At 48.5% G+C, this 18,418-nt stretch carries 21 protein-coding genes, 3 tRNA genes and 2 pseudogenes; 7 read left to right on the top strand and 19 right to left on the bottom strand.

The genetic code is table 11. The features are described from left to right. Positions 1 to 380: GntR family transcriptional regulator (locus HMPREF9473_RS10470; RefSeq protein WP_006780078.1), on the top strand; the 380-nt coding region annotated here is incomplete at its 5' end. 128 nt (positions 381 to 508) lie between these two features. Here the strand turns inward: HMPREF9473_RS10470 and HMPREF9473_RS10465 are convergent. The 4 genes from HMPREF9473_RS10465 to HMPREF9473_RS10450 form a co-directional block, all read right to left on the bottom strand. Then, entirely contained in the window at positions 509 to 1,345 is an 837-nt protein-coding gene (locus tag HMPREF9473_RS10465) for a sugar phosphate isomerase/epimerase family protein (protein WP_006780077.1), read from the bottom strand. Positions 1,346 to 1,362: 17 nt separating this feature from the next. Then, entirely contained in the window at positions 1,363 to 2,886 is a 1,524-nt protein-coding gene (locus HMPREF9473_RS10460; RefSeq protein ID WP_006780076.1) for an FGGY-family carbohydrate kinase, read from the bottom strand. Then, a complete protein-coding gene (locus HMPREF9473_RS10455; protein WP_006780075.1) occupies positions 2,883 to 3,698 on the bottom strand; it encodes a BtpA/SgcQ family protein in 816 nt (271 codons plus the stop codon). The genes HMPREF9473_RS10460 and HMPREF9473_RS10455 overlap by 4 nt, the downstream gene beginning before the upstream one ends. A gap of 284 nt (positions 3,699 to 3,982) precedes the next feature. After that, the gene (locus tag HMPREF9473_RS10450) at positions 3,983 to 4,279 is read right to left on the bottom strand and encodes a hypothetical protein (protein WP_034858268.1); all 297 of its coding nucleotides are present in this window, start codon (positions 4,277 to 4,279) and stop codon (positions 3,983 to 3,985) included. Between the two features lie 189 nt (positions 4,280 to 4,468). Here HMPREF9473_RS10450 and HMPREF9473_RS10445 point away from each other — a divergent pair, with 189 nt between their 5' ends. After that, positions 4,469 to 5,794 (top strand): FAD-dependent oxidoreductase, encoded by a 1,326-nt coding sequence (locus tag HMPREF9473_RS10445; RefSeq protein WP_006780073.1) that lies wholly within the window; start codon positions 4,469 to 4,471, stop codon positions 5,792 to 5,794. Positions 5,795 to 5,890: 96 nt separating this feature from the next. Here the strand turns inward: HMPREF9473_RS10445 and HMPREF9473_RS10440 are convergent. The 8 genes from HMPREF9473_RS10440 to HMPREF9473_RS10410 all read right to left on the bottom strand — a co-directional run bounded on the left by HMPREF9473_RS10440 (position 5,891) and on the right by HMPREF9473_RS10410 (position 10,465). Then, positions 5,891 to 5,963, bottom strand: a tRNA-Val gene (locus tag HMPREF9473_RS10440). Between the two features lie 27 nt (positions 5,964 to 5,990). Beyond that, a tRNA-Ala gene (locus HMPREF9473_RS10435) sits at positions 5,991 to 6,063 on the bottom strand. A 42-nt stretch (positions 6,064 to 6,105) separates the two neighbouring features. Continuing rightward, positions 6,106 to 6,357 carry a DUF4321 domain-containing protein gene (locus HMPREF9473_RS10430; protein WP_034858264.1) on the bottom strand — a complete coding sequence of 84 codons (252 nt, stop codon included), beginning with the start codon at positions 6,355 to 6,357 and terminating at the stop codon, positions 6,106 to 6,108. A gap of 457 nt (positions 6,358 to 6,814) precedes the next feature. After that, positions 6,815 to 7,981 carry a CFI-box-CTERM domain-containing protein gene (locus tag HMPREF9473_RS27700; RefSeq protein WP_006780071.1) on the bottom strand — a complete coding sequence of 389 codons (1,167 nt, stop codon included), beginning with the start codon at positions 7,979 to 7,981 and terminating at the stop codon, positions 6,815 to 6,817. A 258-nt stretch (positions 7,982 to 8,239) separates the two neighbouring features. Further along, complete coding sequence (locus tag HMPREF9473_RS28390; RefSeq protein ID WP_006780070.1) at positions 8,240 to 8,374, bottom strand: hypothetical protein; 135 nt, start codon at positions 8,372 to 8,374, stop codon at positions 8,240 to 8,242. A gap of 187 nt (positions 8,375 to 8,561) precedes the next feature. Further along, on the bottom strand, positions 8,562 to 9,308 hold the full coding sequence (locus HMPREF9473_RS10420; protein WP_006780069.1) for a hypothetical protein: 747 nt from the start codon (positions 9,306 to 9,308) through the stop codon (positions 8,562 to 8,564). Positions 9,309 to 9,320: 12 nt separating this feature from the next. Next, complete coding sequence (locus HMPREF9473_RS10415) at positions 9,321 to 10,088, bottom strand: HipA family kinase (RefSeq protein ID WP_347509120.1); 768 nt, start codon at positions 10,086 to 10,088, stop codon at positions 9,321 to 9,323. Positions 10,089 to 10,392: 304 nt separating this feature from the next. Continuing rightward, positions 10,393 to 10,465, bottom strand: a tRNA-Ala gene (locus tag HMPREF9473_RS10410). 243 nt (positions 10,466 to 10,708) lie between these two features. Between HMPREF9473_RS10410 and HMPREF9473_RS10405 the strand changes: the two genes are divergently transcribed. Next, positions 10,709 to 12,475, top strand: coding sequence for an alpha/beta hydrolase (locus tag HMPREF9473_RS10405; RefSeq protein ID WP_006780067.1), 1,767 nt, complete (start codon positions 10,709 to 10,711; stop codon positions 12,473 to 12,475). Between the two features lie 74 nt (positions 12,476 to 12,549). Continuing rightward, positions 12,550 to 12,936 carry a MarR family winged helix-turn-helix transcriptional regulator gene (locus HMPREF9473_RS10400; protein ID WP_006780066.1) on the top strand — a complete coding sequence of 129 codons (387 nt, stop codon included), beginning with the start codon at positions 12,550 to 12,552 and terminating at the stop codon, positions 12,934 to 12,936. Positions 12,937 to 13,140: 204 nt separating this feature from the next. Here the strand turns inward: HMPREF9473_RS10400 and HMPREF9473_RS10395 are convergent, their stop codons facing one another. From HMPREF9473_RS10395 to HMPREF9473_RS27330, 4 genes and pseudogenes are all read right to left on the bottom strand, one after another. Next, positions 13,141 to 13,644 carry a superoxide dismutase family protein gene (locus HMPREF9473_RS10395; RefSeq protein WP_006780065.1) on the bottom strand — a complete coding sequence of 168 codons (504 nt, stop codon included), beginning with the start codon at positions 13,642 to 13,644 and terminating at the stop codon, positions 13,141 to 13,143. 4 nt (positions 13,645 to 13,648) lie between these two features. Then, positions 13,649 to 14,197: pseudogene (locus HMPREF9473_RS10390) on the bottom strand (manganese catalase family protein); the annotation flags it as partial. A 58-nt stretch (positions 14,198 to 14,255) separates the two neighbouring features. Then, on the bottom strand, positions 14,256 to 14,471 hold the full coding sequence (locus HMPREF9473_RS10385; protein ID WP_006780063.1) for a helix-turn-helix domain-containing protein: 216 nt from the start codon (positions 14,469 to 14,471) through the stop codon (positions 14,256 to 14,258). A gap of 135 nt (positions 14,472 to 14,606) precedes the next feature. After that, complete coding sequence (locus tag HMPREF9473_RS27330; RefSeq protein WP_207636793.1) at positions 14,607 to 14,744, bottom strand: hypothetical protein; 138 nt, start codon at positions 14,742 to 14,744, stop codon at positions 14,607 to 14,609. 157 nt (positions 14,745 to 14,901) lie between these two features. Here HMPREF9473_RS27330 and HMPREF9473_RS10380 point away from each other — a divergent pair, with 157 nt between their 5' ends. Together HMPREF9473_RS10380 and HMPREF9473_RS10375 are read left to right on the top strand one after the other, a co-directional pair. Beyond that, positions 14,902 to 15,570, top strand: coding sequence for an ImmA/IrrE family metallo-endopeptidase (locus HMPREF9473_RS10380; RefSeq protein ID WP_006780061.1), 669 nt, complete (start codon positions 14,902 to 14,904; stop codon positions 15,568 to 15,570). 103 nt (positions 15,571 to 15,673) lie between these two features. Beyond that, entirely contained in the window at positions 15,674 to 17,134 is a 1,461-nt protein-coding gene (locus tag HMPREF9473_RS10375) for a recombinase family protein (RefSeq protein ID WP_006780060.1), read from the top strand. An 11-nt stretch (positions 17,135 to 17,145) separates the two neighbouring features. Here HMPREF9473_RS10375 and HMPREF9473_RS26810 read toward each other — a convergent pair. The 3 genes and pseudogenes from HMPREF9473_RS26810 to HMPREF9473_RS27125 form a co-directional block, all read right to left on the bottom strand. Beyond that, positions 17,146 to 17,274, bottom strand: a pseudogene (locus tag HMPREF9473_RS26810) (manganese catalase family protein); the annotation flags it as partial. Continuing rightward, positions 17,274 to 17,570: a spore coat protein CotJB gene (locus HMPREF9473_RS10370; RefSeq protein ID WP_006780059.1), complete on the bottom strand. Its 297-nt coding sequence runs from the start codon at positions 17,568 to 17,570 to the stop codon at positions 17,274 to 17,276. The pseudogene HMPREF9473_RS26810 and the gene HMPREF9473_RS10370, both read right to left, overlap by 1 nt. Then, entirely contained in the window at positions 17,570 to 18,049 is a 480-nt protein-coding gene (locus tag HMPREF9473_RS27125; protein ID WP_006780058.1) for a spore coat associated protein CotJA, read from the bottom strand. The genes HMPREF9473_RS10370 and HMPREF9473_RS27125 overlap by 1 nt, the downstream gene beginning before the upstream one ends. Before the next feature lie 133 nt (positions 18,050 to 18,182). Here HMPREF9473_RS27125 and HMPREF9473_RS27695 point away from each other — a divergent pair, with 133 nt between their 5' ends. Further along, positions 18,183 to 18,344: a hypothetical protein gene (locus HMPREF9473_RS27695; protein WP_006780057.1), complete on the top strand. Its 162-nt coding sequence runs from the start codon at positions 18,183 to 18,185 to the stop codon at positions 18,342 to 18,344. The last annotated feature ends 74 nt before the right edge of the window (positions 18,345 to 18,418 follow it).

Below are 18,418 nucleotides of genomic sequence, written 5' to 3'. Positions count from 1 at the left end.
TGGGCGTGGAAACCGGCAGCACGGCTGTCTACACCCAGAGAATCAACTTAGCCGACGGCTTCCCCATCATGTGTGAGAACAACTATTTCCCCTATCCCAAATATGAATTTCTGCTGGACGAGACCTTAGATGGCTCCCTGTACCAGCTGCTGGGGGAAAAATACAACATTATCATCTCCTCCTCCGCCAACTCCTATCTGGATATCGTGCGGGCCAGCGGGGATTTGAGCAAGGTGCTGAACGTGCCAAACGGGGAACCCCTGTTTTTCCTCTACACGGAAATCCATGACGCGGAGCATCAGCTGGTACATATCGGCAAGCAGTATATCGTGGGCGACCAGTACCGGTTTTATCTGGAGGACTACACGAAGGAATCATAGAATAAAGAGTCTGCTGTGGCGGATTCCTGCACCGGGGCGCCGCGGATTTTGCGGCTATCATACGAAAAAAAGAGAACGGTCTTTGGCGCCGTTCTCTTTTTTGGTGTTTATGGGACTATGTCATGGTTTTATCGGATAAACGGCTCGTAAACCGCCATGTTTTTCCTGTCGATGGACAGCGGGTCGTCGAAATAGTCGAACTCGGTCAGTTCCTGGCCCAGATAACCTGTGTAGTGATGGCGGTTCAGGGCTTCCAGATACTCCTTCATGCTCCGGTTGCCAAAGCCCCAGGCCAGATGTCCGTAGGGGTTGCTGTCGATAAAGTGGGTGTGCCACACATCCTCCCCGAACATGTCAAACCAGTCATCGATGGTCTCCCCCTGCACGCTCATGGCCGTCGTGTCGATGAGAATTTTTAAGTTGGGACTGTTCACCTCGTCGAACATCCGCTTGGCGTCCTGAAGGGTGACAACCAGCTGGGACTCCTGGGGGCGGAGGGATTCCATGGCGAGATGGATGCCGTACTCTCCCGCTTTGTCCGCCAGACGGGACAGCATTTCCCTGGAGCGCTTCCAGGCTTCCTCTCTATCCTCATTCCAGTATCCCCAGCCGGAGTTAATCTGCATGATGGGACAGCCAAGCTCCGAGGCCGCCCGCAGGGCGTTGGAGAAATACTGGTAGCTCTTCTCAAACAGCTCCGGCGTCTGGGCCGCCACCTGGTACTGGTAGGTGCAGTTCTCCGGCGTCAGCACCTTGACCTCCAGCCCTCTCTCCACAATCTTTCTCTTCACTTCCTTACAGTCCTGATACCCCATGGCATCCAGATAAAAATGGGGCGCGCCTCCCCAGAGCTCGATGGTCTCAATCCCCACCTCCCTCTGGGCGTCCAGAAAATAATCCAGGGAGTAGAACAGATAATGAATGTTCATCCCCGCAATCTGCTTTCTGTCAATCAATTTCTCCATAAGTCTCTCCTTTCCCCTCAGCTCTCCCGGCTTAAGGTGTGCATGAATGTTTTATTGGCTTCATAGAGTTTCGCAAACAACTCCTTGTGCTTCTCATAATAGGTGGCCGCCGGTTGCTCCGGCTTGTAGGTCTTCCGGGGCTCTATCACCCTGGACAATGCATCCCAGTCCTCATAGAATCCGGCCTGTAACGCCGCCATCAGCGCGTCCCCGTAGGCCGCGCCCATGGTAATCCGGGAGGTGTTCACCGGTTTTCCCAGGACGTCCGCGATAATCTGCAGCCACTCCTCATTTTTGGTGCCGCCGCCCACCGCCATGATGTTTCGGACTTCGATGCCATTTTCCTCCATAATCCGCACGTGCTGGTCGATGGAGTAGGCGATGCCCTCCAGGGCCGCTTTGTACAAATGCTCCCGCTTATGGCCCAGATGCAGGCCGATATACAGCCCCCTGGCAAACGGGTCGTTGAGAGGTGTCCTCTCCCCCGCAAAATAGGGAAGCATCATCAGACCGTCGCTTCCCGCCGGAATGCCGTCAATGCTCTTCGCCATGGCCTGGTAGGCCGGAATACCGCCCTGCCGCTCCTCCTCCAGCTTGTCGGTGTAGAAGGAATTTCGAAACCAGGTTGTGAGAGTTCCGGCGGTGTTGGTGCCGGCGCAGACCGCGTAGGTCTCCGGGATAATGAAGGTTCCCGGCCACACCCGCTCATCCTGAATCATTTTGTCGGAGAGACACACGAAATAGCAGGTGGAGCCCAGCTGTATCATCATATCTCCCGGCCGGAACACGCCGGTGCTGATGGCCTCCGTCCCGGAGTCCCCGGTTCCGGTCAGCACCTTTGTCCCCACAGCCAGGCCGGTGAGCCTGGAGGCCGTCTCCGTGATTTCTCCCGCCACGTCCGTGGCCATCAGAATCTCCGCCATCTGCTCCGGGCGGCAGAACAGCTTACAGCCCTCCTCGTCCGGGCAGTCCCGCTCCAAATCGTAGAGCGGCAGAAAGTCCTCCGCCAGATATTTGTCAATGCAGTAGCGGCCGGTCAGCTTGGCCGTCAAAAAGGAGGACGCCGTCAGGAATTTATAGGTCTTTTCATAGACCTTGGGCAGATGATTCTTGATCCACAGAATCTTCGGCGCCACGTCGGAGGAGCAGATGGGGTGGCCGAACTTTTCGATGGCCGCCTCCCCGTAGTACTCGTTTAACCAGGCGATCTCCTCGTGGGCCCGGCTGTCGATGCCGTACAGGATGGCCTTGCAGAGAGCATTTCCCTCCTTGTCTACCGGGACGCAGTCGCATCCTAAGGCCGACACGCCCAGAGCCTTCACCTGCTCTGAGGTAATGCCGGAGGACTGGAGCAGCGTCCGGCTGATGTGGCAGACATCCTTCCACCAGATTTCCTCCGCGTCCTGCTCAAAGACCTGGGGTGATGGATTGTCCATGGTGTGGGCCACGGCGGCGTCCGCCACAATCCGGCAGTTCTCGTCCACCAGCACCCCTTTTGTCTCGTTTGTGCCCACATCAATGCCCATTACGTACTGGTTCATGCGCGCTCACCACCTCTTATCTCCCGGACCCGCTCCATAAAGGATGCCACCCGCTCCTCGTCGACGGCTTCCTCAAACCGTCCGTTCTTCTTAAAGGTGGTGCCCACGAAGGCTCCGTCGGCAATCCGGAATATCTCTTCGATGTTGTCCCGCTTACAGCCTGTCCCGCAAAATACAGGGATATCCCCTGGTGCATTGTCCCTCACCTGTTTTAACAGCGTGTCCTGGGGACTGCTTCCGGCCATGCCGCCGGCCACCACCAGGGCTTCGGGATGACAGTTGAATATCATGGTCTTCGTGATCTCCTCCAGCGGGCGGTCATTTAGATAGACCTCCCCCTCGGAATTCACAAAATAAAACAGCTTTAAATCCTGGATTTCCAAAGCTCTGCGTCGTCTCAGCGTCCTGGAGACGTCTCTGTCCACCAGCCCCAAATCTCCGGCGTAGGCCCCTGTGAAGACACAGCGGCCAAACTGCGCTCCCGTGGCCGCGCACAGCTCGATGGTGGCGTCCGCGTCGTAGATGGCCTCCACACCGTAGGGAACCCGGAACCTCCCGTCAAGGGCTCCCACCACACGCCCCATGGCCGCCAGGGTGACATTGGCAACCTTCTTCTCATAGGGCAGACTGAATTCATTGGTGATAAGCACCCCATCCACACCGCCATTTTGCAGCGCCTCCAAATCCTGTCTGGCCTGCGCTATCACGTCTTCCATACTGCCCTCATAAAACGGGTCCCCCGGCAGGGCCTTCAGATGGAGTAAACCGATAATGACTTTCTCGGTGCCAAATACCTCTTTTAACCAGCTCATTTGCTCCTCCTCTCTAATACGTTATAATACATCATATTATGTTATAATGATGTTTTAGCATAGTTAACAAAAAATTGCAATAGGATTTTGATTTTTTATGCATTATTTAATTCTGTAATCAAAAAGATGCCGCCAGGAATGATCTCCTGGCGGCATGCTCTATTGCTTAGTGGATTAGTTGCATCCGCAGCTGTTGTCGGCAGCTACCGCTCCGTCACAGCCACAGCCTGATGCGATTGGCATCGGGAATCCGCCGCCACAACTGTTGCAGCCTTCCCTCCAGCCTACACGCCAGCCCTCATCGTAGCCTTCCCGGTACGCGCGGCGGACTTTGCATCTGCAGTCATTCTGACCGCAGCCATTGCAGCCACAGCCACAGCCTGCGCCAGCCGTGCTGCCACAGCTGCCACAACCTGCACCGGCGGTGTTTCCGCAGCTTCCGCAGCTGTTTCCGCATCCACAGCCTGCTCCGGCCGTGTTTCCACAGCTTCCGCAGCCTGCTCCGGCGGTATTGCCACAGCTGCCACACCGATTACAGCCACAGTTATTTCTGCCGCATCCGCAGCCACAACGATTTCCACATCCCCCTAAAATACCACAAACATTACATGAATTGCACATATGATTAATCTCCTTTAATTTTTTTATTTATAATATAGGGTATGTACGACTCGTACAAAGTGTGCAAGCTCTGTCTGTCCCCGCATTTTCCGAAAAAACCGGAGTAAAAGTATGGAAATGGTACATCCTAGTGATGAGGTGATTATCATATGAATTCTATCTGGTCTGATGCCGGCATTGCGAGACGCAATCCACTGCCGGGAAATATGGAAACAGAGGTGGCCGTCATCGGCGGCGGCATGGCGGGAATATTAACCGCCTATTATCTGCAAAAGAAGGGGAAACAGGTGGTGGTGCTGGAGGCAAACCGGATTGGCAGCGGCCAGACAAGCGGCACCACGGCCAAGATTACATCCCAGCACAACCTGATTTACCAAAAACTCATATCCCAGGTGGGCCTGGAGCAGGCCAGGCAGTACGCGGCCGCCAACCAGGCCGCCATCCGGGAATACAGGCAGCTGATTCAAAAAAACTCCATTTTCTGTGATTTCGAGGAACTGCCCTCCTATCTCTACTCCACCACCGTGTCCGAGCCCCTGCGCCGGGAGGCGGAGGCCGCCGGAAGGCTGGGCATCCGGGCCGATTTCGTGACTAAGACCGAGCTGCCCTTCGCCATCCACGGGGCCGTCCGGTTTGAGGGACAGGCGAAATTTCACCCCATGGAATTCCTCCAGTCCATCTCCATGCCGTTAACCATCTATGAAAATACCACCGTCATGTCGGTAAACGGCCACAAGGTGCGGACGGACCGTGGAACCGTGACGGCAGAATCCGTGGTCTTCGCCTGCCATTACCCCTTCGTCAATATTCCGGGATTTTATTTCGCCAGAATGTACCAGAAGCGGAGCTATGTGCTGGCCCTGCGCCACGCCCCCTATTTTCACGGCATGTATCTGGGCATTGAGAAGGAAGGGTTGTCCTTCCGGCAGGCGGAGGAATACCTGCTTCTCGGCGGCCGGGGCCACCGGACCGGAAAGGTTCCCTCCGCCAACCCATACAAATCCCTCCAGGCTGCCGCCGCCCATCTCTTCCCTGAGGCAAAAGTGGCCGCCCACTGGTCCGCCCAGGACTGTATGACCATGGACAGCATCCCCTATATCGGACAGTTTGCGCCGTCCCGGCCGAACTGGTACGTGGCCACTGGCTTTAACAAGTGGGGCATGACCTCCTCCATGGTCTCCGCCATGATACTTTCGGACATGATTTGCGGCATCCCCAATCCCTACGCCCAGGTCTTCTCCCCCAAGCGGCTCAACCTGCGGGCCTCCGCCAGCGAAGGCATGGTGCATATGGGCGAATCCGTGAAGGATTTGACGCTTGGCGCCTGCCGCCCTCCGGCCCGCTGTCCCCATCTGGGCTGTAAACTGCTTTGGAACGCGTCGGAGAGCACCTGGGAATGTCCCTGCCACGGCTCAAGGTTTAACCACTCCGGCGAACTGTTAAACGGGCCGGCGCAGACGGATGTTATCTTTTAGTTGTCATTATCAATAGGATTTAAACAAAATTTTTCAAATAAAAAATAGATTTTCAGATAAGAAATCTCTCACTTAAGAAAAATTGGCATAAAAAAATGGGGGCAACAGGGCTCGAACCTGCGACAACCTGCGTGTGATGCAGGTGCTCTCCCAGCTGAGCTATGTCCCCATTTTAAAGCTATGTATTCACACGGTATGGAGATAACGAGATTCGAACTCGCGACCTCTGCGTTGCGAACGCAGCGCTCTCCCAGCTGAGCTATATCCCCATAAACAATATTGTATCACGATTTCAAAAAAATGCAACTGTTTTAAATATATCTGTAAATGATAAGCGCCACAGCCACCCCGATAATGCTGGCCATGGTAATCCGGATGCTCAGCCCGAAGGTGACAACCAGTATCCCCAGATTCAGCACCAGCGGCGTATCCAGCCCAAACGCCTGTCCAAAATTCAGCCAGTTCAGCCAGGATATCCCCTCCGCCAGACTGCCCAGAAATCCTCCCAGCACAATCCCCGACAGCAATAACAACAGCAGCACCCAAAAATTCTTATTTCTCATCTGTACCTTCCTCTTTCTCATACGTCCACCTGTCAAATCCGAACCGGTCTCTTCTCAAAATTTCAATAAAAGAGGGAAGCCCTGACTATCAGAACTTCCCCAATCCGTGGAGATAGTGGGATTCGAACCCAAAAATAAAAGTCCTCCAAAAGCCTGTATATATGGGAAATCCTTATAAATGCTATGTTTCTTAAGGAATCATTTTTCCGTTTTTAACGCATTTTTTATCTATAATACACTATTTTTCGCAGTCATGCAACACGAAATTATTAAAGACAAATGGAACGCCCCTTTGATTAAGGGCATTCCATTTTCGTTATGCATATATTTTTTTCCATCTAAGTTATCAAAATATTGTTGGTGATATTTTCTTTGTTGGTGGGTCTGTATACGGACCTAATTTTTGCGTGTATGTATAGGATTATACCCTCAATAAATATGACATTATACTTATATATTAATACTTATCTTTATACTCTTCATTACTAATACCTTTTTTATTTAACATTTCGACTATTTTATCTAACTCACATTTCCAAAATTTTTGAAACCATGTTGTTTCTCCAAAATGTTTGACTAATTTAGGACTAAGTGCATAGTAACTCTTTATAAATAATTTCCCATACCAATTTTTATCAAGAGTATAATCTCTAAATCTGCGTAGCGTCCATACTTGCGGACAGTCATAAGAACCATATACACAAGTTGCAATATAGCATCCATTTGAGCTACTTGTCACACTATTATTACTTTGAAGAGGCGTAGATGAACCAACCAATGTCCACTCTTTTACTTTTGCACGTTCATCGACATTTAACAATGATTTCGTTTTATCATACCATTCTCGCATAGTTCTAGCTGCTTCTACATTTGGTGTTGCACCGTAAATCAAAACACGTTTTTTATAAGAATCTTTTTCATCAACATAAGTATTAATACATTCAATAAGCACTTCTCTGTAATCACTATATGTAACAAATTCTTCTTTCGGGATATTGTCAAGTAATCCCATTGTGATAACATCTTTAGCATTTAATGCTAACATTAACATTTGGTCTTTGGCTAGTGCTACACTTTGATTTTGCATTGATAACATGGTGATTTCTTGTATGTTTGTTATCTCATATGCCAATTTATTTGATAATAATAAGTCCTTGATACTCTGTAAATAAAATAGATGTACATCATGTTTTAGTTCATCAGTGTCATTATATTGAATTGCATTATTTCCAGATGCGGCAATCGCTTTTATAATGTTAACACTGTCAATTGTATGTTCAGCCTTCATAGCCTTTATTTTTTCAGCTTGCATTTTAACAAACCACGCATCGGACAATTTAGCATTAATTTCTAATGCTTTTTCACAATATTTCAAAGCGTCTGTTTGATTATTAACGGATAGAGCATTTTTCGCCAATGCTAATAAATTCTCTGTATCCCCACCAACAACACTTATATTTGCTCCAACAAAATTGTTATTATTTGTCACATAAGTATTGTAATTTGTAATTGCTTTTTCCGTAATAAAGGCTGTACCGCAATACTTGCATATTCCTGCTTCCTTTGTTTCATCAACTTCAATATTCGCTCCACATTGTGTACATTTAGCAGCAACTAATCCCATATTTCCTCCCTTGCATAATTACAGAAATTTTCTTTTATCATATCACAAAACTAGATAATTTACTAATATATTTGTATGATTTATCAACGCATTTATTAAGTTGTCTAGACTTTATATTAGTTGAAGACAAATTGTGATTGCATGAAAAATTCATCGTTTCAGAAGGATTAATATTATGACATTAATCAATTTGTCCCGAATGTGGACGTGAAGGCGTTTCTGATAGTGCAGAAAGTTCTCCTTATTGTGGCTATAGTATCAAATCTCATTGAGAACATCCTGAATATCTTCTGCTGATTGGATATCATATTCCTGAAGAAACTGCTGAGTAATGTTATGTTTTCTGTCTGTCATTTGTACTTTGTTCACCAGTTTCCTTTCTCTTGCCATCATAAAAGGCCTCCTATGATTTTTTATTTTATCCTAGTAAACTATAAAGCTCTATTAACAGAAAATGTTTCACATGCTCACTTCGAACTAGCATTACCATACCGTAAGGCTCAAAAATTTGATTCAGAACCACCGTAAAAATAGTGACATAAAATAAGGCCAATCAACGAATATGTTGACGGCCTTATAATTAATCACTTGTAATATTGGTTATATAGTCTATTCCTGTTTCATATGGCATTACCTTAAAAGCATCTTCTTTCAATATTTTGATGATAGTATCAAATTTCTCGGAATTCTCAAAATCAACGTCATATAGGAAAACAATCTTTTTAGCATCTTTCATCTCTCTAGCGTTATAGGCCCATGCTTTAGCATTAGTAACCAATCTGGTTAGGTCTTTTCCTTCAAATTTAAATAATTTAATTCCATAATTATCAGTCACCAAATCAAGTCTAATATTTTCATTATATTTACCAATAATAGGTTCTTCTGAAAAATCAATATGTGAAGATTTTAAAACTTTTTTAATATATTTTTTTTCAGTTTCTTTTGACAACCGTTGCTTTTTATCATAATCAAATTTCAAAAAAAGCTTAACCATATTTTCTATAAAATCGGGATCATCTGTTTTTTCAGTTTTTATAGATGAAAAACGTAACTCATTTACATATGGTTTAATATATTCTTTCAAATTAAACGCTTTATCGTAATTAAATATATTATCCTCTATTTCTGCTTTTATACTACAAAGGTAATCTTTGAAAAACTCAATATTAATTTCATCATCAAAAGACTCAAGTCTTTTAAAATTTCTAATACTTTTAAACACCCTAGTGTTCTTAGTAAGGTTATTAAAAAGCATTCCTAAGTACAGGCATTCCTCAGATACGCATGAATTGTAATATTTCAATGCAGTATATTCAATAATATCCATCTCATTACCTCCTTAAGCTTTTATATAATCAATAATTACCTTACAAATTTCATCGATATGGCTCAACCTATAAAAAAGATATTCTTGTAATGCAACCATATCCTCTTCACTGACTCCCCATTCCTTTGGTACCTCTAATACTATATCATTCAAAACTTCATCTGTGATCATTTCACAAATTTCGTGAGCACTATCAACAAGTTTATTATGTTGTATGTCAATAGTCCTATAAAACATTTGATATAGAAAATCATTTTTCTCCATTATAGAGGTATCATTAAAATCCCTTTCCTCCATCCCCTGCCTAAAACAAACCTCATTCCAAATCGTCTGATTCTTAAAAACATGAGTATGATCTATAACTGAAACATAAATATTTTTCTTTTTATATTCAACTAATAAATTACCCATGTTTCTATCCATATTATACACTACATGATCAAATATAACCAATTTATAAAAAACGTCAATATTTACAACATATTTCATAATACCCAATTTTAGCAAAGTATTCTTTTTAAGATAAGTAGAATAAAAACCATATCCTAAATTATTTGCGTTTATCAAACCATTTGTGTCAGCCGTATTAGAATCACAAATACATATTCCTGACGCAGGCATAGGAAGATTCAAAATCTCAGCCAGTCTATAGCATATATATTCGTTAACCAAAGCTAAATTACCTTGTACATTATTGAATGTTTTTACGACAGCCCACCTATCATCATCCAAAATACACATCAAAGGCTCTGTAACCCCATTTGGTATTACATACTCAATACTTTTTATATGTTTTGCGTCGATGGCCCTGCACCTCTTTTGTTTTAACTTTAAATACTATATCTAAAACTTAATTGATAATCATCGGCTTGTCAATACAAAACATAAATCTTTTTCATTATAACCTCATTATACAAACATACGTTCTGTTTGTAAAGAATTATTTGCATTAACTTCCTAACTCGCACCCGCACAGCGGGTGTTTTTTGTTTCGCACGTCTCCATTCCTCACTCGAGGAATTCTAACGCACTCAACAGCCTAAATCCCATAATAAAAAGACTAGCAAATGCTAGCCTTTTCTCATGGAGATAGTGGGATTCGAACCCATGACCTCTTGAATGCCATTCAAGCGCTCTCCCAGCTGAGCTATACCCCCATGGGTGTTATTATAACGGATAAACGGAAATTTGACAAGCACTATTTACATTTTTTTCGCCCCCCTCTCACGGGGCCCCCAGACTATGGGCATGCCACGCGAAAAGTTTTTCTAAAAAACGTTGAGCATATCTCACAAACCTCCCCAATATTATTTATGTATAAATAATATCGTTTATTTAAGAATAATATTATAAGATATAACTATCACAATTGGTAACACACCATTACAGGAGGGTATGAAATGAAAAAGAAAGTCAGGATTTTGGCAGCTGCACTACTCATTATGATTCTGGGTTCCCTTTTATCCTATGGAATCGACACAAGTTTTGGCAGGGTAACAACCCAGCGCCTGTATCTCATGGATGATGACGGTTACAAAGTGTCCGCCAATCTCTATGTACCGGATTCGGCCCCAGCAAATCCCGCCCCGGCCATGATTATCTGTCCCGGCGGAGACTGTCCGTCAGACATCGCAAGCCCTTGGGCTTCGGAGCTGGCCAGACGCGGCTACGTCGTGGCGGTGATGGATTATTCCGGCTGCGGGGATACCCAGGTCAATCCGGCACAGCAGTACTGGACCAATCAGGGAGCCATGGAGCTGGATACCGTTTATGACTATCTGGCATCCCTCGCATTTGTGGATTCGGACCAGATAGGCGTTGGCGGACATTCCATGGGGTCTCTTTACAGCTACCGTCTTTCCACCAAAAGACCGGTGTCCCTGGTGATTTCGGATGTCATTTACAATGACGCTCTTCCGGAATACGACTTCAACTTTGTACAGATTTCAGGGGAGCACGATGAAGGTATTCTGGCAAGACTCTCAACCTTTGACGAGATTTATCAGGACGAATTTTTGACCGCCATATTTGGCACGGATGTCATCGAGCCCAACAAGCTTTACGGCTCCTGGGAGGACAGAACCGCGAGAATTTTCTATCCGCTGAACCAGACCCATCAGGATGACATGATATCCGGGCCTTTCATCCGCCTGGAAGTACAGTCCGTCATGAATGCCATGGCAGCCCCCAATCCAATCCCGGAGGGAAATCTGATCTATGGCTGGAAGATATTCGGACTTGCCGCCACAATCCTTGGCCTTGTCATGTTCTTGTTCAGCCTGGCGGGCATCCTGCTGGATTCCAGTCTGTTCTCCAGCCTGAAACTGGAGTTCCCGGAGACAAGTGTCGGATTTACCTACCGCTCCAAAGGCTGGTGGACCTGCGCGCTGATTCTCACGCTGATCCCGTTGCTCTTTTTCTTCCCAGGAACCGCGGCAGGCAATCAATTAGCTTCCAACAAGCTGTTCCAGCTGGGAACGACACCCAACGGCTATGTCGTCTGGACGCTTTATTCCGCGGTGGGACTGCTGCTGTTCTTCCTGATTTACCATGCAAAATACGGAAAAAAACAGGGAGGAAATTTAAGTACATACGGCTTCTCCTGCTTTTCCGGCGGCAATCGGATCACACTGGCCTACCTTGTGAAATCCGCAGTGTTTGCAGGCATCCTGTTCCTGAGTGCCTACTCGATTCTCCTGCTGATCTATCGGTATGCCAATACGGATCTGCATATCTGGACGCTTAGCATCCGCCCATTCAGCGGGGAACGGTTCGCCGCCATGCCATGGTATTTCGTCGTACTGCTGCCCTATTTTACCCTGTTTCAGCTGGCGGGCAACTGCCTCCAGTTCCCGAAGGAGAAAAACGGCAGGGGAATGGCCGCCTCCATACTGATTGGCTCCATCGTCGGCCTGGTTGGCATGACAGCGCTGTTCGTGGTCTACCAGATCATCCTTCGGCTGGATAAACCATTCTACACCGGGCACTTTGCCCATTTCTACATGGACCTGCTGCTCAACGTGATTCCTCAGTTTGGCGTCGCCACCGCGCTGGCCCTGTATATCAGGAAAAAGACCAACAGCTTCTATGCCGGAATCATCATTGGCACCGCTATCATTTCGTTCTGTATGGTCAGCACCAACTGCCTTGCCATGATGATTTCCTGATATCGGGCGCGATGATACAAGCAATTGACAAAAATAAAGGGGGTGGTATATACTGACAGGAGAGGTATTGACTTATGAAACAGAATTGGAAAGGACGATACGGTGAGGTGGTTGCCGCGATTGTCCGTTTTAATAACATCGCCGCAAGAAATTCCACCCTTCAGATAGATTACACGGATTACGGCTTTAGCCTGTCCGCCCAGGAATGGCAGGTACTGGAATATCTTCTGGAACATCCGGACAGCTATTCTCCCATGGCCCACATCTCCCAGGATTTGGGCATTGCGACCAGCACCCTGACGAAATATTCCTCAAAGCTGGCCAAACTGGGCCTTGTGGAAAAATATAAGGCGGCAGATAATCGGAAAAATATCATCCTGCGGGCCAGCAGACTGGGAGAACAATTCTATGAACAGATGGTGGACCGGTTTATGAAAGCGAATTTTCAAGGCTTTTTTTGAGGCCCTGTCTTCTCTCGATGATAGGCAGCTGGCCAAACTCACGGATGGAATCGAGTCTCTTGCCGGACGGCTGGATACGGAGGCGCCGGGCGGCAGTCATCTGATACGGCTCGATTAAATCACATGGCTCAGGCCGCTGTCACTACTTACAGATGTTTGAAGTAGTGGCAGCGGCCTGTTTTTTATGGGGAATATCCCCTTTTGCTACATTTTATTTTCTTTAATCTCCCCGCAGGCAATCTTCATTCCGGAGTCTCCGGACGGCTGGGTTTTGAAATCATCGGGCATGGAGTGGATGACAACCGTGCGTCCCACCACTGTTTCCGGGAAGAACCGGTCGGTGTAGAACATCATCATGGCAAAGCCGTCATTTCCAAACAGGGGCGGCATATCCCCGGCATGCTCCGGATGCTCGCAGTTTCCGGGATTGTAGTGGCCTTTCGTCTGGGCGAAGGGGTCGGAAGCATTTCCCAGACAGCGGTCCCCCTCGTGGACGTGAAAACCGAAGACCTTTCCCGAACAAGCGCCGCTTCCCTGGGGCAGACCGTAGATGTCGGCCGCCACAAGGGTCCCATCCCAGATGGAATAGAACCGTACAATCCCCTGTATCTGTGGATACTCCTGGCTTCCCTTTATGATGGCATAGGATTCCGGCGCGCTGGTGGACAGAATTCCAAGTACCTCTGAAAGCTCCCGTTTCTCCGCCATATGCTTACTTTCCACAGTTACATCCGTCCGCCTTTGCCATGGACGGTTTGTCAAATGCTGGGTTGAACGCGTAGAAGTTTCTGCTGTCCAAATTATCCTGAACCAGGCGCAGCGCTTCGCCAAATCTCTGGAAATGCACCACCTCACGCTCTCTTAAGAAGCGGATGGGGTCGCAGACCTCCGGGTCCTTCACCACACGCAAAATGTTGTCGTAGGTGCTTCTGGCCTTCTGTTCGGCAGCGAGGTCCTCGAATAAGTCGGTAATCGGGTCGCCCTTGGACTGGAACTCGCAGGCATTGAAGGGCACGCCTCCGGCGGCCTGCGGCCAGATTCCAGTGGTATGGTCAATATAGTAAGGACCAAATCCGGACGCCGCAATCTCCTCCGGTGTCAGATTTCTGGTCAGCTGATGAATAATCGACGCCACAATCTCCAAATGCGCCAACTCCTCCGTACCGATATCCGTCAGCACGGCCTTGCCTTCCTTATATGGCATGGCGTACCGCTGGGACAGATAACGCATCGCCGCTCCCATTTCACCGTCAGGGCCTCCGGAGTGTCAAAACAGATACTCCCACAGGCATGGAGTAGGGCTTCCATGCTGTTACTTCTTAAATCTTCGGTTTATCATCCGGTACAAATTTCATGATATCTTCTACATCACACTCCAAAATCCTGCATAATACCTCAACGGTATGGGTTGATATGTACAAATTACTTCTCAACCGGCTCATCTGTCCGGTGCTGAAACGATAATCGCGAAACAAATCTATCTGTCGTATTCCTTTTCTTTTCAACGTTTCCCAGAATGGGTCATATGTAATCATAGTTCCTCCTCTTCTCCCTCTTCCATGGCTGGCCCTACTCCACTAAATGATAATACCATTATATGGAAAATATTTCTTTGGGAAACGCAATTAAGAAACTGTTTTTTTCAGATTGGGCAGCCGGTGGAACAAAGTTCAGAGAGCCGGTTTCTCCCTGTAACCTAGCGGCTCCATCAGGCATTCCTGCAGGCGCTGGCTGATTCGCAGCCTCTCCTGCTCCGGCAGTTCCTCCAGGAGAACACTCTCCCCATCCACCTCAATATAAATTTCCATCGCCGGCTCTGCCATGGCACCACCCCTTTCTCCTAAATATTATGTGGGGCGGTTTGTACTTGTTGCCGGAATTCTCCTGCCAATTCCCATTGACATGGCCGTGCCGGAATGGTATACTGTTTTTATCGAACAAACGTTCTATAAGGAGTGATATTCATTGGATTTCGAGGAGATACACCGTGGAGTTTTGTCCGTGTTGAGAGAATGCCGGATCCTCTCCTATCCCTTTGACTGCATGGAGGTGATGGAACATTACGGCTATAAAATCGTCCCCTACCACTGCCTTCCCCAGTCGAAAAAGAATGCCTGCCTCTCCCTGAGCAGTGACGCCTGCATTCTCGACGACACCCTGTTTTACAACCATTCCAGGCCCAGGCGGCGGGTGCGGTTTTCCGTGATGCACGAGCTGGGACATATCATTCTGGACTCCCAGAGTGAATCGGACGCCAACAAGTTCGCCAGCTATATCCTGGCTCCCAGGATGGCGATACACTATTCCAGATGTAAAAATGCCGCCGATGTCTCCAGGATCTTCGCGCTGAGCGAGGAGGCCGCGGAGATTGCCTTTGACGATTACCGCCGCTGGCACCGGATTGCGGCCTACCGGATGTCCATGACGGACCGGGAGATATACCGGCATTTTTATAATGAGGACGCCGGAAAATTCGTCTACATCAACGAGACCTGTCCCTGCTGCGGCCGGAAAATCTACAACTCCTTCACCTGCCTCTCCTGCAGCAGCTGGAACAGCCGGACGGCGTTTTCCTACAATACCTTCGATGACCCACTCTCCCCCGATTCCAGGGCTATGGGTGCGCCGTTTTGACAATGATATCGTTAAAGACCGCAATTCCCCCGCCAGGAATGCCACGGCCGGCCGGCGTATGATTTTCGCCGGGCGTTCATATCCTGTACAGGGAGATGATATTATGCAGACAACCGACGCTGTCAAAATCGCCGCGGCTTACATCCGCGTCAGCACTGAAGACCAGACCGAATTGTCGCCGGATTCCCAGCTCCATGTCATCCTGGATGCGGCCAGGGCGGACGGGTGGACGATTCCGGAGGAATATATTTTTATGGAGAAGAAGGGAATTTCCGGGCGCAAGGCCGACAACCGGCCGGAATTCCAGCGGATGATTTCCCTGGCGAAATCCCGGAGCCCCGCTCCCTTTACCCGGCTGTATCTGTGGAAATTCTCCCGGTTTGCCAGGAATCAGGAGGAAAGTACGTTTTACAAGGGGATTCTCCGCAAAAAGTGCGGGATAGATATCATCAGCGTCTCGGAGCCCATCGCCGAGGGCATGTTTGGGCGGCTGATTGAGACGATTATCGAGTGGTTTGACGAGTATTACTCCGTCAATCTGTCGGGGGAAGTGCTTCGGAGCATGAATGACAAGGCCAGCCACAAGGGCTACCAGTCGACCCCATGCCTGGGCTACGACGCCGCAGGAAAGGGCCGCCCCCACGTCATCAATGAGAAGGAGTACGCCATCGCCGCCTTTATCCACAACTACTACCACGCCGGCCACGATATCAACGCCGTGGCCCGGGAGTGCAACCGGCGGGGCTACCGCACCAGACGTGGCAATCCCTTTGAGCGGCGGACAGTGGAACGCATTCTGCGCAACCGGTTTTATATCGGCGTTGTGGAGTGGAACGGCATTGTGTTTCACGGTCCCCACGAGGTCCGCCCGGTCATCACCGATGTGTTTGAGGAAAATCAGGACCGGCTGGACCGGGAATACCGCCCCGGAAACCGGAGAGAGGTCTCCTCCTGCCGCCACTGGCTCTCCGGTCTGCTTGTCTGCGGCACCTGCGGCGCCAGCCTGTCCGTGAACCGCTCCAAAAGCCGCCAGGGGCGTTCCGCCTATTTTCAGTGCTGGAAATACACCAAAGGATACCATACCGGCTCCTGTTACCTTTCTGTGGAGCAGGCGGAAGCGGCGGTTCTGGACTCTCTGAAAGCCGTCCTGGCGGCCGGAACCATATTCTATGAATATGAGACGAAGGGGACAGAGACACCGGCGGATGAGAGAACTGTTCTGGAAGCCGCCCTCTCCCGCCTGGATAAGCGGGAACAGAAAATCAGAGATGCCTATGAGAATAGTATTGACAGTCTGGAGGAATACAAGGCCAATAAGGAGCGTTTAAAGGCCGAACGTGAGCGTCTGACGGCGGAACTTGCATCTCTTATCCATGGAGAGGCAAAAAACGCTCCAGCGGCCTCACAGGAAGCGGATGCCATGGCAGACATCCACACCGCCCTCGAACTGATTGCCAATCCGGCTGTCAGCTATGAGCGAAAGGGCGCCGCCCTCCGGCGGGTGTTGAAGAAAATCGTCTACCACCGGCAGGAAAACAGGTTTGAATTTCATTACTATGTGTGAATCCGTGTGAAATACTGTCGTGCACGGTATCTGTTTTCACAGTCAGGGCCGCCGTACTGTGACATAATAAACTGAGCCATCTGCGGGTTTGGCTGACTGATGTTTACCGGGTACTGTAATCGTTTTTCATATCTCCACATTATCTGCATCCCCCTTCCCATGGCCATTTGTCGTCAACCCAGTTCCAGTAATCGCAGGATTCCACCTGGTCAATCATCAGTGGGCCGCACTGGGACTGGTAAGCCCTCATGGCTTCTTTTCTGAGGTTCGCTACATAGTGATAGTAATTCAGTGCGTTCATATCACATGGATGGGAATCCAAAAATAAGGTTACGTCATCCATAGCGAAGCTGGCCTGGTATACCAGGGCGAGAAGCTGCTCACAATTCATCTGGGAGCAGTTCATCTGGGCCAAATCCATATTCATGTTCATCATTATCGGCACCTCCCCATCACAAACGGTAAGTCAAGTTCCGGGAAAATGGTTCCCCTCGCAAGACCTCTGTCTAACGCACAGGTCTGCTGCCACTGCTGCCACGGAATATAACCCATGGCGATCGGATACATTTCCATTCCACCGACACCGGTGTTTGGGCAGTCACAGCGGGTCTGCGCCGGCATTGTGGCATTGCAGCATGGTTTCGGCATCGGCATTGGGCGCTCCGGCATCACGGCCTCACAGCACGGTTTCGGCATTGGCATGGGGCGGTTTGGCATCAGCGTTCCTCCTTCCGCACAGCCACAGGAAGCGGCTGGCCTCTCTACCCTTCTTGGTTCGATTACCGGGCGGTCCGGAATCATGGTTGGCGGTTCTCCACAGCTGCAGTCAAAATCCGGCTGTATCATCATCTGTGGACGGCAGCCACAGCCGCAGTTGCAGCCACAGCGCCTCTGATTCATATTAGAACAATCCATAGGATGAAATTACTCCTTTCATTTTTGAAATTCTATATTATAGCTTATGAAAATCTTTGAAATTGGTTCTATTTCCCACACATTTTGCATAGAAAAGAATCCATACTAGAAAGAAAAGGAAAGGAGAATAGTCATGGGAAGAAAAGAACAGGAAGGCTCTCCTTATGAGACACCGGCGCCTTACGGAGATGGGGACATCCCCGAGATTGACTTGCCAGGAACGGCAGATGCCACCAACGATATCCCCGACGAGTTTCCGGGACGGGAACAGTCCGGGCGGATGCGCTCCATGTGATTGGAATAAAAAAGAATGCTGTCATTCCCCGGTTAATGTTGGGAAGCAGCATTCTTTTTCTATCATGAACTTGT

The organism is Hungatella hathewayi WAL-18680, from assembly GCF_000235505.1.
GTDB classification, from domain to species: Bacteria; Bacillota; Clostridia; order Lachnospirales; family Lachnospiraceae; genus Hungatella_A; species Hungatella_A hathewayi_A.
The sequence above is the reverse complement of the archived record's forward strand: the minus strand, read 5'-3'. Positions and strand labels throughout refer to the sequence as shown.